Source organism: Comamonas odontotermitis, from assembly GCF_040396735.1.
Classification (GTDB): domain Bacteria; phylum Pseudomonadota; class Gammaproteobacteria; order Burkholderiales; family Burkholderiaceae_C; genus Comamonas; species Comamonas odontotermitis_C.
This window is the reverse complement of record NZ_JBEBNZ010000013.1, coordinates 56,403-69,950: the sequence shown is the minus strand read 5'-3', so window position 1 is coordinate 69,950 and position 13,548 is coordinate 56,403. Positions and strand designations below refer to the sequence as shown.

The following is a 13,548-nucleotide window of genomic DNA, read 5'->3' as shown; positions in this document are numbered from 1 at the left end:
GACTACTCCGAATCCGCAGCAGATGCAGCGGGATCAGGCTCCTGCACACCACCATCAGAAGCATCACCATCGAGTGCAGACGTGTGCACAGGTTGCTGCGTACCATCTGCATCAGTGACAGTGCCATCGAGTGCAGACGTATGCACGGGTTGTAGCGCACCACTTCCGTCAGCCTGCAAACCAGGCTGCAGGCTCTGCGTCTGCGCTGGCCCGGTTGGCTTGGAGTTGGCCGGACGAGAGGGTGAGCGGCGGCGAGCAGGCCCTGCAGGCTTGGTTTCCTCGGGCTCAGCAATCATGCCGTAGCGCTTGTAGTGGGTCAGTGTGACCTTATCCAAGCCTTCTGGCAGCGCATCGCCAGGACGGTAGAGAACACCATCGCGGCGGAAGGATTTTGCGATTTCCATTTCCGAATCTCCAGAAGGCAAACCGCCAGCGCAAAGGCTGGCGGCTTGCTGAGGTGGTTGAGATTACGCAGGGAACTGGCCGGTCACCAGAGCTGCTGGGCGTTCCACGGTGAAGCCAATGCGCTCTTCGCACAGGATGGCAACCATGTTGCGGACGAAGAAATCCGCATGCTCTTCGGCCACGCGCACAGTGACTTCCTCGCGGTCGTACACAGTGCCTGCAAAGCCAGAGCCAGCCAGGAACTCATCGGCCGCCATACCATGCGACTCTACGATCTGCTTGCCCCAGACCCGAGGTGCCGCACCATCGGTAGGAGTGCCGAAGATATAGGCTCCGTCCGTGGTCTTGAGCATCTGGATCTTGGCCCACTCTTCCAGGCTCAGCACCGCAAAGGTCGCGGGGTACAGCGCCTTGGACGCCTGCAGGAATGCCCAACGCAGGTAGTCGATGGAGGTGTGCGCCGCGCCACCTGCAGGCACCACAGGCATGCCCGCAGCGCTGAATGCCGTAGCCTGCGGGACTGCACCCAGCAAATGCCCGTTGGTTCCATCGCCGTACAGGATCTGCGTGTCTTCATTCAGCTTCACGCCGAAGCGCAGACGCCCATCGATCAGGCCCTGCAGTTGCGGCGCATCCGAGAGCACCTGGCGGCTCGCTGGAATCCAGTGCGCGATGGTTTCAACTGCCGAGGTCTTCTTCTCGAAAGTAAGGGCCGATTCGTTCTTGGCCGTACCTTCACCGTTTTGCGGGCCAGCATTGTTGGTGAACAGCTTTTCCTGCACCCACTCGATGGCGTTGGAGCTGATGCTCACTGCCTGGAACAGATCACGCACAGTCAGCGGCTGATCAGGCCCCACCACGATACCGGCCTGGTAGGGCTGGATCAGAACACCCGCGCTGGCTGCAGCACTGGTGACCGCTGCCTTACCGAAGAGCGGCGCTTTCATGGTGACCAGCTCGGCGTTACCACCGCGATAGGTCTTGCACACTTCGGATGCTGCAGCCAGCTGGCCCAGGCTCTTGCGCTGATCCGCATTACCGCCCAGCAGGTTTGCGGCCTTGCGGGCCAGCTCGGTTACTTCGGTGTTGAGCTTTTCGAGGGTCTTTTCAGACTTATCGACCTTGTCAACGGCATCCTGAAATGCGGCCTTGGAAACTGCATCTGCCTTGCCTGCAGTGATTTCCTCCTGCAGCTTTGCCACACGCCCATCCAGTGCTTCGTGCGACTTTCGCACATCGCCTACTGCTTCCTTTGCAACCTTGGCAACATCGGTCAGATGCTCCAGGGCCTTGCGGACATCGCCGCCGATTTCGCCGGTCAAGGCCATTGGCATGCCGCCAGCAATGGCGAGATGCGAAAGCATCTCAGGCGGGACAATGGGCAGGCCGAGCGCAGACAGCGCAGCTGCAATGCCGACAACGGCCAGAAGGCCCAAAGAGAGATGGGTACGGGTAATAGTGAGCTTTTTCATTTCGGGTTCCAATCAAATGCATGCGCGAGGTTCTTGAATTCGTCTGCCAGCGTCACGCTGTCCAGATCACCGTCGCGGTGACCTAGCGACTTGAAGCCGCCAGACGCCAAGGCCTTGGCCTCGCGCTGGCTGTATCCGAGGCCACGCAGCTGCGCCTCGAAATCCTTGATGTTCTTTGCGGCAGATTTGACGCTGTCGATCAGCGCCTCCGGGTTCATGCCGAATGGGACAAGCGAGAATTCCCACAGCACCGCCTCCTTGATGATGCGGACATAGTCGCCGTCACGATCCTCGAAAGTGGCACCGCCATACGGAATGTCGAAGCCGACAGAGAGGCCATCGAGCACGCCTTCCTTCATCAATGCGTAGGAGTCGCGCACATAGCTGACATCGAGTGTCAATTGGCCTTCAACACGCAGACCATGGTCGTCCTGCTCAAACTTGGCCTTGCCTGCCAGCTTCTTGAGGTCGTGGTACATCGCAATGCGTACCTGGCCATCGCGCGTGGTCTTCACGTTGGTGAAGGCGCCAGGCATGATGACATCGCGGCCCAGGTCGATGTTGTTGAACACCGCCGCGTAGCCGGTAAAACTTCCATCGGCCTTGGCTTCTTTCAGTTCAATGGGTGCAATGACGCGCTCCATCATTGATCTCCTTCCTTGGGTTTGAAGTGCTCGCGCAGCAGATCGAGCGGCGCCATATTGAGAGGTGCATACAGATCGTCGCCACCATCAACGCGCGGCAGGTTTTCACGCTCCCGAATCTCGTTGCCGGTGATAGCACTGGCTTGGCGCAATTTCAGGTACTGGTCGGCACGCGCGGTGCTGTCGCCACGTAGCAGGTTGTTCACATCGAACTCGAAATACATGCCCGCTGCGCGCTCGGAAGGTTCCAGCAGGCAGCTGTTGAGGCTGGCCTCGATGCGCGTGAGATAGGCCAGCAACGTGTAATCGAGAAAGTGTTTGTTCGCCTGCTCGGTGTTGTTGTAGCTGGCCTTGTCGGTCTCCATTAGCATGTGCAATGGCACGCGGTAGATGCGCGCTACCTCTGCAATCTGCAGCTTGCGCGCCTCGATAAACTGCGAGTCGTTGTTGGTCGTACTGATCGGCGTGTACTTCGTTCCATCAGCGAAGAAGGGATGCTCGCCCTTCTCCCGCGATTCACGGATGTACTTGGACAGGCTTTTGCGGAACTGATCACGCGATTTTTCGCCCGGGTCGTAGTCGCCGGTGATGATGCCCAGGGGCTGACCACCGCTGCCGAAGAACTCGGCCGCATATTTTTCCAGCGCCACCGACAGGCCCAGGCTGTTGCTGTGGATCTGGTGCGGAGCGAATCCCTCCAGCTGCCCGACGCCACCAAAGCCACGCACCGGCATGATGTCGCGGCGCGTGAGCTGGCGGCGCGCGCCATGGCGATCAGTCAGCCAGTAAATCACGCTGCCATCGCGCCGCACTTCGGGCTGCACACGGCTTTTGTGCACAGGCTGGATCTCGATCACACGCCCTGTGCTCTCAAACCGCGTGATCGGGTTGTAGGCCTGGCCCAGCGTTGCGAGGCTGACAACCATGGATTCCTTCCACTCGGGAGCGGTCAGGTACTCGCATGGTTGCCAGCGCACCAGGGCGTAGCGCGAATCGTCTTTGGCTCTCTCGCGCCCCTTGCTGGTGGTGCGGTAAAGATGGAGCGGCAACGTCCCAACGGTCTCAGCAATCAGACGAATCGCTGACCAGGCAGTCGTGATCTGCAGCTGCGTGGTATCGCTGACGCTGATGTTGGCCCAGGTGCGGCCTGCACCGAGCACGCCCCACCCTTGCGGATCTGTGAGCGATAGATCGGTGCCCTTCAAAACCCAGCCTGCAGCGTGCAGGAGGGAACGGCGGATGATATTCATGTCGTTTCTTCTGCAAATGAATCCCAGAAGGCTTTCGCCTGCCGGGCTTTGGTATCGACTACGGGAATTGACAGCGCACGACCGAGCGCCATGAGCATGGCGAGCACGCCGTCAATCTTGTTTTCTGGGCGCTCTTTGGTAGGTGAACGCAGCTCATTGAACTTGCTGACCTTGACGACGAGATTGCTCATCATCCAGTTCATCACTGGGTTGCCGTCATGCACCAGGTGACCCTCATGCACCAGGTTCTCGACCTCGATCAACGGGCCTGTAAAGAACATGGCCCGCTGGGTGATCTCGACCAGAGGCAACCCTTCGTCCAGCAGCTGCCGCGCAAAGTAGCGCGACAGCGCCGGGTCATATGCAACCTCCTGGACATTGAGGCGATTGCACAGCGCGCGAATGTCATCTGCGATCACATCGAAGTCGGTGATATTGCCGTCGGTGACGACAACATGGCCCTGCTTGACCCAACCACTCAGGTACGCATTGGGGCTGTTCTGCACCGCCACTTCATTCAAGTACAGACGTGTGCACACATGCCACTGGCCGTTCATCTGGTAGACAGCAACCAGTGCAGCAAAGTCCACCTTCTCGGCCAGATCCAGGCCCAACCACACCGGCACATCGCGCGGTATGTCGTCCATACTGACGCCAGGCTTGGCGCAGCCCTCCCAGGCGCGCATGTCCATCCAGGCGCTCTCACCATTCACCCAGACATTGAGGCGCTTGGTGAGAAAGTTGTTGAGGGCGCTCGGCATGGCCTTGGCCTTGCGGGCCGCTGCAGCCATGTCGTCTTCGAGCACCGACTTGCCGTAGTTGGGGTTGGCCTTGGCATGGCTGCTGGGCGCAAAGGGGTCATCTCCGGCATCGATGCTGAAGATGATTCCGAACAATGCCGGATCATCGATAACGCGCTCCAGCACCTTGGTCGTGTGCGTGCGTCGCTCGTAGCAGATACCTCCGATGTCTGTGCCTGCTGTGGTGATGTTCCACAACAATGACTGCTCGCGGGCACCACGCGCGGTGTCGATAACGTCATAGACCGCGCGGGTCTTGTGGGCGTGCAGCTCATCGATCACCGCAAAGTGCACATTCAAGCCGTCCAGCGTAGAGCCCTCGGCGGCCAGCGGCGTGTACTTGCTGGCCGTGTGCGCAACCGTGATGCTGTGCTGCATGAAGGCCACGCCGAGGTAGGTGCGCAGATCCGTCACACGCTCGGCCATGGCCCGGCTGTCATCGAACACGATGCGCGCCTGGTCGCGCGTGGTAGCTGCGCTGTACACCTCGGCACCATGCTCGCCGTCAGCGCTGAGCATGTAGAGTGCCAGCCCGCTGGACAGCGTGGACTTGGCATTCTTGCGAGGAACCTCTACATAGCCCTCACGGTAGCGGCGTACCCATGATTCCCTGCCAGTGACCGGATCTACCTTCTTTGACACCCAACCGAAGACGGTCGTAATGATGAAGCACTGCCAGTCTTCCAGCTCGATGAGCCTGCCTTCCTTGGCCCACTTGCCTTTGATGTGCGGCAGCAGCTCAATGAACTCGCACGGGCGAGCGGCGCGGGCGTGATCAAAGACGTAGGGCCAATCCGCACTGAGCGCTCGGGCCAGGTCGGCCTGCTGGCGTTCCACCGCCAGGCGCACCCACTTGCATGCGGGCACAGCTCCGCTTTGCACATCGCGCATATAGCGCTGTGCTGCGGCAATGTGCTTGTTGATCATGCAAGTGGTTCATGGTTACGGGCCACCCACCACCGCGAAAGCCGCGAAGCCAGTAGGAGCCTGAGGTGCAGCGTCAATGCCCGGCAATGTCGGCTGCACGTAATTGCTGGGTGAGACCCGGCCACGAGCAGCAGGGCTGAGGCCAAAGTGCTGCAAATAGCGATTGACCTGTTCACGATGGTTTTTGATGAGCTGCACCATCACGCTCTGCTGGGCGTAGCCGCTAGGCGTAACCGCGTGGCTGGCCTGGTAGACGGCTTCGGGATAGTCCAGGTTTCGCTCTTCCATCAAACGATTGACCTTGCCGTTGAATGCTTCTTCCAGTTCTGCCAGGCGGCCAGCAGCCTGGCAGTACAGCGCAAGCGCTGTGCGATCCAGGCCACTGACAAGGCCCAGCTCTTCCAGCAGCGGAGTGATCCGCTTCCATTCTTTGCGCCCTTCTCGGCTGAGGTGTTTCGGCGGAGCCGGAATTTCGATTTTGGGGTTGACCCCATCGGCCAGATTCAGCGGGCGCCTTCCGGCATTACCTTCAAGCAACCGCAAAGCTGGCGGTTTTGGCATTGGGCCTCTCTGTCCCATGGTCTATCTCCTATCGGGGTACCCCCCCTCCAAAACCTGCGCGCATGAAAAATGTGGGGGGCGGTCGGTTTCCAGCAAGCGGGTTAAGAACTTTTTCCACCCCCTACCCCCTCCGCAACACGAAATTTCTTTCCAGCGCCCTTGCCGCATCGGTTTTTTTTCAGCCATGGTTGTGCCGAATTTTTTCGCTTGCACGGTATAAAGCGCGCACCGTGCAGGCGAATCAGCGCTCGCGATAGCTAGACCAGGCACGCTGCACCCCACGGGCACGCTCGGCCTCAGACTTTGCATCGTGGCAATCGGCGCATATGGGCTGCACGTTTGATTCCTCATCAAGACCACCTTCCTCTAGAGCGATGATGTGATCTCGCATCGTTGCCAGGGTGACGCGGCCAGCTCTAAAGCAGGGGCGGCATAGCGGCTCGCGCTCGAAGAGCTCTTTACGTAGCTGCTGCAGACGCCTGCCAGTTATGCGCTTCGCGGCCGTAACCTTCTTACTCCATTGCACTTTCGGATGCTTCGCGCACCGGCCAGTGCCATCGGACACCAACACACCGCAACCAGGATGCGAACAAGGACGAGGGGCAGCAGTGGGCATGGCGATGTGGTAATAAAAAACCCGCTGCAGTTGCCTGTAGCGGGTTACCTGTGACGGGCTTATGAGGTGGAGGGGGGAACCTCAGACACACCAATCACAAGATAGCTGGAATGTACACAAAGTCTCTAAGGTGTAAAAGTCCTATTTGCATTCCAACGCATGTTGGTCTGCAGCTGCTCAGCCTCGACGGCAGCGCGGCGCTGTGCTTTGGCCTTTGCCTGGTCTTGCAACCACATATCAATCGCAGCATCAGCCTGCCCAAGCCGCGCATGCACCGTGGCCTCGGCACAACCCAGGTGTACAGCAGCCAGCTTCACCCCGAGGTCGTGCAGGTAGATGTGGTTCAGCGTCTGCACAAGGTGGGGCCTCGCCGTCTCAATGGCCTTGATGGCGGCATCAATCTCCTGCGCATCCTCATCAAAGGCCGGGATGATCGCGCCGTTGTAGCTGCCACGATTGAACACACCGCAATCAACATCGAGCACATTGCGCGTGGCCCAGCCATTACCACCACTCAGCATGCGAGACTTCCACAACGCCCAGTTGTCCAGGCGTTGCCTGATCCGTTCAATGCGCGCCATTGCCGCCTCCCCCATCTCCTGCACTGGCTGGCCGCTCACCTCCGTCCAGTTCAGGATCAAACACAATGGCCCAGTCATCGCCAAAGTTCACCATCGACCAGGCCACCTCTTGCTCCACCGAGCGCATGTTGAATGCCGTCCCTGCGAAGTGCCCCGCCTCCATGGCCCAGAAGCGATTGGGCTCACCCATGCAGCCCTGGCGCACAGCGCGGAACACCGCACCGCCTTCCATCTCTGCCTTCTTCACAATCAGCTCGTAGGTCTTAGGCATGTTGCGCTTGATGTGATCAAGACGCCGTGCCAGCTCTTCAGGCGTGATCTGGATAAGAGGTGCTGATTGAGTTGCCGCCCCTTCTGCCTTATTGAGTGTCCTAGTGTCCATACTGTCCATCCTTTTATATAGAGATCACAGGTAGTCGCTTGCCCACGCGCACGCGCCTGCGCCCACACCCTTGCATGCGCCCGCCCACACATTGGCAGCCGCGCCCTTGCCAACACACACCAATGTCCAAGCAGGCAATGCAGCAGCTACAACCCACCGAATCGAATGGTTTGGAGTAGCTACGGTGTCCATGCAATTCGTTGGACACCGTGGACACTGGACACTTACAGTGCTACGTCATGGGAGAGCAGCAGCCGCTCCCCGCAACTGCACCGCAACGAGGGCAAACACCGGCCCGCGTCCATTCAGGCACACCAGCGCGAATCACGCCTCCCCTGGTGCCTGCGGTGCAGCGCGTATCGCGCGCCGCTGGTTGATAACGATGACGATCAGAAGGGTGCATTCATCCCGTCCTGCGCATCCAGGAATGCAGCAGCGGGCGATGGCACAGGCATTTGTGCCCCGGCCTCCGCTTGCGCTGATACATCGGTTGATTGATCGGCAGAGCTGTCCTCTTGATCCAGGCCAACCACAGCGCCCTCCGAGGGCCAGTTGCGCGGCCGCTCAAAGCCCCAGGCCCGCACGCCATTGATTTGGCGCTTCTTGCGCTCCCAGCCCTCATGTTTGAGCCAGCTGGTGATCTGGGCCTGCAGGCCCGGGGTTGCCTTGGCAGCGTCCTGGCCGAGCGCGTGTGTGAGCTGTGCGATGGTCACAAACTCAGTCATCTTATTCACCACAGCCGCAGATCCGTGCTGCAGCGATTCGCGCATCAGCACCATCAGCAGCTCGCTCTCCACGGCCGTTTCAACCAGGCGGCTTTCCTGCATAGGTTTGAACAGGCGCTCTTCCTCTTCGGGCAGCGGGTTGTACCGCTCTTGCTGCTGGTACAGGGCAAAAGCCTCCGCAAACAACTGAGCCCGGGCTTTCGCCACCCATTCCGTATTGATCACATGGCGAACAGGAATAGGCCAGAAGCGCCGATTGCCCGTGCGGTCGCGCAGGTACGTATCCTCATTGGTCGTACCAGCCAGCACGCATTGGCGCGGGAAGGACTCAACCACAGCGCCGTATGCCACGCGAAAGCGGTCTACCTTGCTGCTCACGAATGCCTTGATGGCGCCCACCTCGGCCTTGCTGAAATGGGTCAGCTCTGCGATCTCGTAGATCCACAGGCCCTGCACCTGTTCCTGCCCTTCCTTGCCCCGGCTCACATCGAAAGGCGTGTCACTGAAATAGGCACTGCTCGCCAGCGTCTCCACCAAAGTAGACTTGCGCAGGCCGCCCTCGCCTTCCAGAACGGGCATGTAATCGAACTTGCAACCAGGCTCCATCACCCGGGCCACCATGCCCAGCAGCCAGTAGCGGCCAACCAGCGTCAGGTACTCCATGAGTTTGGGCCGCAGGCTATCAGGTGACTCGCCCAAGGTATGGATTAGCCATTTATCAACGCGTGGCTTCCCATCCCATTCCAGCCCAATCAGCCAATCACGAATGGGGTGGAATCGCCGGGTATAGGCCACCGTCTGAATGGCTTCTTCCAGCGCCGCCTTCGGGATGGATGGCAGGCCATAGGTATCGGTCAGGTACTTGCCCAGCAGCAGGCTATCAGCGCCGCGCACATCACCGGGCTTGGCGTATTTCCAGGGCCAGGCCACGCGGCACTGCACGCTGTTTGTGAGCTCGTTGTAGCCCAGCACCTCGCACACCGCCTTGTCATGCTCCAGCGCCGCGATCACCAGCTTGCGCGAGACCATCCAGCGCTCTTTTTCCGAGTCCCAGTATGGGCGCAGCCACCAGGGCCTGCCGCCGTCACCATCGTCCTCATCACCAGGCGGCTCATCGCCCCCCGCACCGCCATTACCACCGCCTCCCGTGCTAACGGGGGAATCGCGTTTTTTTTCTGGCGCCGGTGTCTCGGCAGGCTTGGCATCCCAGCCAGGCACATAGGCCTTGGGGAAGAAGCTGTTGACGATGTACTCGCCCGACCAGCCCTCTTTCTCGATGTAGTCCCTGCAATCCCAGCCGCTTTCCTTGGAACCAGGGAACGGCACTCGCAGCAGCTGTACAGACAGACCTCGCTCATGCAACAGACGGCCAATGCCCAACATGGCATGCGCGCCGGGCTGCTGGTCTGGTTTCAAATAGGGTTGCGCATCCTTGAGCGCCTGGCGTTCTTCTTCCGTCTTGAGGGCATTTAGCTCTTTGCGCGGCGGCTTCTCGCGGTGACTATCGCAATCGGGCCAGAGCAGTACAGGGCAGAAGGTCGGCAACCAGTCCCAGGAGCATTTGCTCCATCCCTGACTGCCACCCACCCAGCTGGCAACCACATACGTACCAGGCGCATAGGCATCAAGCGTGGCCTGCAGCACATCGGCCTTCACCTCGCCCTCGACCAGGACAACCGTTTGCCCCTCCACCGGCAATTTTCCGAGCGGAAAGTACAGGGGCTTTGGTTCCACAAAGCCCTTGAACACCCATTTCATTGACCCATTGCGTTCGCTTTGCGCGAACACGTAGGGCATGGTGATCTTCTCTCCGCCACTGCGCAGAAAGCGCACCACGTACCCATACAGCACATCGCCCACGCGGTATTCCGCGACGTGTTGGCGTGCGCTGTCTGGGTAGTTGTGGTGGCTGAAATTTGGCTTCGGTGCGACGGCTGGTACAGGCACCAGCGTTCGCCATTTTTCTTTTTCCTTCACCGGGGCTGCAGGAGGTGGTGGCGGTGCTGGTGGCCGAGGTGCAGGCACTGGCGTGTTGCCACGCCGCACGATGCCCGCAACATCTTCCAGCCGCTCTTCTGCTGCAACGGCCAGTGCGGCCTTGGGCATGCTCAGATCATGGATGGCAGCGTACAGACTCAGTAAGTCCCCGCCCTTTTCGCTGGTGGCGTGATCAAACCAACGCCCAGCTCGCTCGCCCACCATGCAAATGCATAGGCTGCGGCCACTGGCACCGCTCAAGTCGCCGCACTTCCAATCCTCCCCTTCACGCATCCCACCGGGCAACCAGCGAGGCAGCAAGGTATCCATGCGGGCAAGTAGCGCATCGGCCAGATCCTTGTACTTGATCGGCGGCAATTCCCCCTTTGGATGCATCGCTTACCGCCTCCAGCTCTGCAACACTGCCGCCAGCGCGCCAGATCCTGCACTATGACCCAAGCCTCCAGCCCATGGGTTGATTGGCACATACTCGGCCACTGGCTTGTTGCGATACGACACGCGACGCTTGCGCACAATGGTCAGCAGGCCTGCGCGCTTGAGATTTTTCACTGTGTCGGTAGCTGCCTGCACGCTCACTTTGGCGGCAAGGGCCAGCTCGCGCACCGTGGGCGCACGTTCGGGGGTAACAAGTTGCTCGCATGCCTGCAGCAGCGCCTGGCGGACTTCACCGGCAGGACGGCCGCAAATGGGTGTGTGAATGGCGGCTTCCATCATTCGGCACCTCCACCGTTTGACCAGCGGGCCATGGCTGCCCGCATGCGGGCCTTCAGGTTGCGCAGTACCGTTTGACCCGCTGCAATCATTTCGGCCCACTGACCTTCAATCTTGCGCATCTCATTCGGTGTAATAACGCCGTCGGAGAGCGACTCGCCAAGGCTTGCAATCACGTCGCTGAATTCGCGCATCAGCTTCGCCACAAACGCACCCGTGCAGCTACCAGGGTCTACCGATTCAGGTAGCAGGGTTACAACCGCGCCCAAGCTATCTGCCTGCGCATTCAACGCGTCAAGACCGTGCTCGCTACCCACGTCACGGCACAACAACATGATGTCGTGCGCGTCTTCGTAGCCGAGTTTGTAGCCAGGCGCACCGCGCAACTCTTTCTCCAATGTGCTCGGGCTCTTGCCCAGGCGCAGCGCTACAGCGTCCACCCCGCCTGGATAGTTGCGAGCCGCCCTTCGCACCCCATCAATCAATGACGACATATCCACCCCCACTTAAAAAACGCTATAGGCACCGGGCCGCTGTACTGTCACAGTCCACCCCATGCCATCAATAAAAACCACCCCAGCACCAGCGCCCGCGATCTGGAGCAACTGGAAAGCCCCTGGCCGCCGGAGACACAAGCGGCGCAACCGGGCGCTGGCTATCAGCTGGGATGGTTGGAAACTGGCGGCGCAGACATCGGCTTCCACTCGCGCAACCCGTAGATGTGATCAAGCGAAACACACTCGCCCGCAGTAGTTGCAAGCTGCACGATTCGCTTCCCAACATCGATTGATGGCGAGCTTTCACCGCGCTCCCACTGACCCACGGCACTTTGGGTACAACCCATACCCTCGGCAAACCGCTGCTGGGTGTAGCCAAGGGCCAGACGAATGCATTTGATGTTGCTCATAACCCATATAGTAGCATTGCTTCTTGTCGTGGGCAACAGCATTGCTTTTTTGCTTTTATTAGTAGCTACGCTACTGTTGCTGTATGACAGAAAAAAAAGCTCCAATTGCTGATGTGACGGCTCAAGAGGCAATGCGCCTGCGCGCGTTGTGGAACAGCACAGAGCACCCGGGCCAGGCGGTGTTTGGAGAGGAATTCGATATAGGCTCGCAAAGTGCTGTCGGGCAGTTTTTGCGCGGATTACGTCCACTTAGTCTGAAGGCGGCTATTGGATTTGCCAGGGGTCTCAAGTGCAGCATTGAAGATTTCAGCCCCCGCCTTGCATCTACTGCGGCCCAGGCTGCAGCAGTCGGACTACCCCAGGGCAGCAGTTCAGGTTCACCGGCTGAAGAAGTGGCACAGCTTCATATAGGCACGCATGAACAGATGCCGCCGCCTTCTGTGGGCCCGTCTTCGGAAGTCATCATTCCCCAATACGATGCCTTTGGTGCCATGGGGCCAGGCTTTGTACTTGAAGACAATCCGCCAGGCCTAATCAAGAGCTGGCATGTTGATGAACACTGGTTGCGTTTGAATGTTCCGGTATTCACCCATCCAGACAACTTGTGCATCGTGACAGGCTTCGGCCCTTCAATGAAACCACGCTTTAACCCCGGCGATCCTTTACTGTGTGATCGAGGCGTCACAAGTGTGGACACTGACGGTGTCTACTTTTTCAGCGTGGGACGCCATGGCTTTATCAAGCAGCTCCAGCGCATCCCCACTGAAGATGGAATGATTTTGCGCGCCAAGTCCTTCAACAAGGACTACGACCCATTCGACATCACAGCGAAAATGGAGTTTCAATTATTTGGCAAGATCCTCACAGCCTGGAGAAGCGAGCAGTTCTAAACCAACATCAATAAACCAATGAAACGAATCAAACCCCACCATCTTTTTGCATACGCGGCACTTCTCACCATTTCCACCCACGCATCAGCAGATTGGAAATATCAAGATGAGGTAGACAAGATGACTGGCAAGGCTGAAAAGTATGCCATCGCAACCAGCAGCAATTCGCTTGCTCTAGCCTTTCCGTACGCTGGTGCAAACAAAGGGCGCATCTATGTACAAAAGCACCCTCAAAATGGTACTAATGTCTACCTAACTATCGACAAAGGCCAGATTCTCTGTTCTGCCGCTACCAAATGCACTGTACAAGTCAGATTTGACGATGACCAGCCAATAACGTTCAAGGGCGGTGGAGCTGCAGACCACGACTCCACGGTGGTATTCATCCTGGACTCCAAGCGATTCATTGCACAAGCCACAAAGGCCAAAAAAATTCTGGCACAGGTCAACATCTACCAGAACGGACATCAGGTGTTGGAGTTCAGCACCCCTGAATCCCTGAAGTGGGACGCGCCACAGAAGAAAAAATAGACTACCTACACAGCGAAATCGACCCGCCTAGGCGGGTTTTTTTTCGGCCGTCGAACATCTCGCAGCCAAGAAAAGAAGCAGATAACCACAAAAAAAGAAGCTGTGCTGTTGCTTCTTTAAAGAAGCATTGCTACTATATCGTCTACCG

The 13,548-nt window shown here is 58.8% G+C and carries 15 protein-coding genes; 2 read left to right on the top strand and 13 right to left on the bottom strand.

Annotated elements, in window-relative coordinates; all coding sequences use genetic code 11:
- Positions 1-2: 2 nt before the first annotated feature.
- The 13 genes from ACH2DG_RS12855 to ACH2DG_RS12795 form a co-directional block, all read right to left on the bottom strand.
- The gene (locus ACH2DG_RS12855) at positions 3-404 is read right to left on the bottom strand and encodes a hypothetical protein (RefSeq protein WP_395026592.1); all 402 of its coding nucleotides are present in this window, start codon (positions 402-404) and stop codon (positions 3-5) included.
- 63 nt (positions 405-467) lie between these two features.
- Complete coding sequence (locus ACH2DG_RS12850) at positions 468-1,877, bottom strand: phage major capsid protein (protein WP_395026591.1); 1,410 nt, start codon at positions 1,875-1,877, stop codon at positions 468-470.
- The gene (locus ACH2DG_RS12845; RefSeq protein ID WP_395026590.1) at positions 1,874-2,521 is read right to left on the bottom strand and encodes an HK97 family phage prohead protease; all 648 of its coding nucleotides are present in this window, start codon (positions 2,519-2,521) and stop codon (positions 1,874-1,876) included. Before ACH2DG_RS12845 ends, ACH2DG_RS12850 begins: the two co-directional genes overlap by 4 nt.
- Entirely contained in the window at positions 2,521-3,771 is a 1,251-nt protein-coding gene (locus tag ACH2DG_RS12840; RefSeq protein WP_395026588.1) for a phage portal protein, read from the bottom strand. The genes ACH2DG_RS12845 and ACH2DG_RS12840 overlap by 1 nt, the downstream gene beginning before the upstream one ends.
- The gene (locus tag ACH2DG_RS12835) at positions 3,768-5,498 is read right to left on the bottom strand and encodes a terminase large subunit (protein ID WP_395026586.1); all 1,731 of its coding nucleotides are present in this window, start codon (positions 5,496-5,498) and stop codon (positions 3,768-3,770) included. The genes ACH2DG_RS12840 and ACH2DG_RS12835 overlap by 4 nt, the downstream gene beginning before the upstream one ends.
- 15 nt (positions 5,499-5,513) lie before the next feature.
- Complete coding sequence (locus ACH2DG_RS12830) at positions 5,514-6,059, bottom strand: phage terminase small subunit P27 family (protein WP_395026585.1); 546 nt, start codon at positions 6,057-6,059, stop codon at positions 5,514-5,516.
- Positions 6,060-6,300: 241 nt separating this feature from the next.
- Positions 6,301-6,675, bottom strand: coding sequence for an HNH endonuclease (locus ACH2DG_RS12825; protein WP_395026584.1), 375 nt, complete (start codon positions 6,673-6,675; stop codon positions 6,301-6,303).
- Between the two features lie 125 nt (positions 6,676-6,800).
- Positions 6,801-7,256: a hypothetical protein gene (locus tag ACH2DG_RS12820; RefSeq protein WP_395026582.1), complete on the bottom strand. Its 456-nt coding sequence runs from the start codon at positions 7,254-7,256 to the stop codon at positions 6,801-6,803.
- Positions 7,243-7,638, bottom strand: a complete 396-nt coding sequence (locus ACH2DG_RS12815) for a hypothetical protein (protein WP_395026581.1) — start codon at positions 7,636-7,638, stop codon at positions 7,243-7,245. Before ACH2DG_RS12815 ends, ACH2DG_RS12820 begins: the two co-directional genes overlap by 14 nt.
- A 389-nt stretch (positions 7,639-8,027) precedes the next feature.
- Positions 8,028-10,736 carry a VapE domain-containing protein gene (locus ACH2DG_RS12810; protein ID WP_395026579.1) on the bottom strand — a complete coding sequence of 903 codons (2,709 nt, stop codon included), beginning with the start codon at positions 10,734-10,736 and terminating at the stop codon, positions 8,028-8,030.
- 3 nt (positions 10,737-10,739) lie between these two features.
- Positions 10,740-11,075, bottom strand: coding sequence for a hypothetical protein (locus ACH2DG_RS12805; protein ID WP_395026577.1), 336 nt, complete (start codon positions 11,073-11,075; stop codon positions 10,740-10,742).
- Complete coding sequence (locus ACH2DG_RS12800; protein ID WP_395026575.1) at positions 11,072-11,566, bottom strand: phage regulatory CII family protein; 495 nt, start codon at positions 11,564-11,566, stop codon at positions 11,072-11,074. Before ACH2DG_RS12800 ends, ACH2DG_RS12805 begins: the two co-directional genes overlap by 4 nt.
- Before the next feature lie 164 nt (positions 11,567-11,730).
- Positions 11,731-11,979 (bottom strand): helix-turn-helix transcriptional regulator, encoded by a 249-nt coding sequence (locus tag ACH2DG_RS12795; protein WP_395026573.1) that lies wholly within the window; start codon positions 11,977-11,979, stop codon positions 11,731-11,733.
- An 83-nt stretch (positions 11,980-12,062) separates the two neighbouring features.
- On the opposite strand from ACH2DG_RS12795, the gene ACH2DG_RS12790 reads away from it, so the two are divergent.
- Both ACH2DG_RS12790 and ACH2DG_RS12785 read left to right on the top strand, forming a co-directional pair.
- Complete coding sequence (locus ACH2DG_RS12790) at positions 12,063-12,869, top strand: helix-turn-helix transcriptional regulator (RefSeq protein WP_395026572.1); 807 nt, start codon at positions 12,063-12,065, stop codon at positions 12,867-12,869.
- A gap of 18 nt (positions 12,870-12,887) precedes the next feature.
- Positions 12,888-13,400, top strand: coding sequence for a hypothetical protein (locus ACH2DG_RS12785; RefSeq protein ID WP_395026570.1), 513 nt, complete (start codon positions 12,888-12,890; stop codon positions 13,398-13,400).
- Positions 13,401-13,548: the final 148 nt, after the last annotated feature.

What these genes read in the sequence shown, in the direction of transcription:
- ACH2DG_RS12795 (WP_395026573.1), bottom strand. Translation starts at nt 11,979, where the DNA reads ATGAGCAACATCAAATGCATTCGTCTGGCCCTTGGCTACACCCAGCAG.
- ACH2DG_RS12850 (WP_395026591.1), bottom strand. Translation starts at nt 1,877, where the DNA reads ATGAAAAAGCTCACTATTACCCGTACCCATCTCTCTTTGGGCCTTCTG.
- ACH2DG_RS12840 (WP_395026588.1), bottom strand. Translation starts at nt 3,771, where the DNA reads ATGAATATCATCCGCCGTTCCCTCCTGCACGCTGCAGGCTGGGTTTTG.
- ACH2DG_RS12830 (WP_395026585.1), bottom strand. Translation starts at nt 6,059, where the DNA reads ATGCCAAAACCGCCAGCTTTGCGGTTGCTTGAAGGTAATGCCGGAAGG.
- ACH2DG_RS12785 (WP_395026570.1), top strand. Translation starts at nt 12,888, where the DNA reads ATGAAACGAATCAAACCCCACCATCTTTTTGCATACGCGGCACTTCTC.
- ACH2DG_RS12805 (WP_395026577.1), bottom strand. Translation starts at nt 11,075, where the DNA reads ATGATGGAAGCCGCCATTCACACACCCATTTGCGGCCGTCCTGCCGGT.
- ACH2DG_RS12820 (WP_395026582.1), bottom strand. Translation starts at nt 7,256, where the DNA reads ATGGCGCGCATTGAACGGATCAGGCAACGCCTGGACAACTGGGCGTTG.
- ACH2DG_RS12835 (WP_395026586.1), bottom strand. Translation starts at nt 5,498, where the DNA reads ATGATCAACAAGCACATTGCCGCAGCACAGCGCTATATGCGCGATGTG.
- ACH2DG_RS12855 (WP_395026592.1), bottom strand. Translation starts at nt 404, where the DNA reads ATGGAAATCGCAAAATCCTTCCGCCGCGATGGTGTTCTCTACCGTCCT.
- ACH2DG_RS12815 (WP_395026581.1), bottom strand. Translation starts at nt 7,638, where the DNA reads ATGGACACTAGGACACTCAATAAGGCAGAAGGGGCGGCAACTCAATCA.
- ACH2DG_RS12845 (WP_395026590.1), bottom strand. Translation starts at nt 2,521, where the DNA reads ATGGAGCGCGTCATTGCACCCATTGAACTGAAAGAAGCCAAGGCCGAT.
- ACH2DG_RS12790 (WP_395026572.1), top strand. Translation starts at nt 12,063, where the DNA reads ATGACAGAAAAAAAAGCTCCAATTGCTGATGTGACGGCTCAAGAGGCA.
- ACH2DG_RS12800 (WP_395026575.1), bottom strand. Translation starts at nt 11,566, where the DNA reads ATGTCGTCATTGATTGATGGGGTGCGAAGGGCGGCTCGCAACTATCCA.
- ACH2DG_RS12810 (WP_395026579.1), bottom strand. Translation starts at nt 10,736, where the DNA reads ATGCATCCAAAGGGGGAATTGCCGCCGATCAAGTACAAGGATCTGGCC.
- ACH2DG_RS12825 (WP_395026584.1), bottom strand. Translation starts at nt 6,675, where the DNA reads ATGCCCACTGCTGCCCCTCGTCCTTGTTCGCATCCTGGTTGCGGTGTG.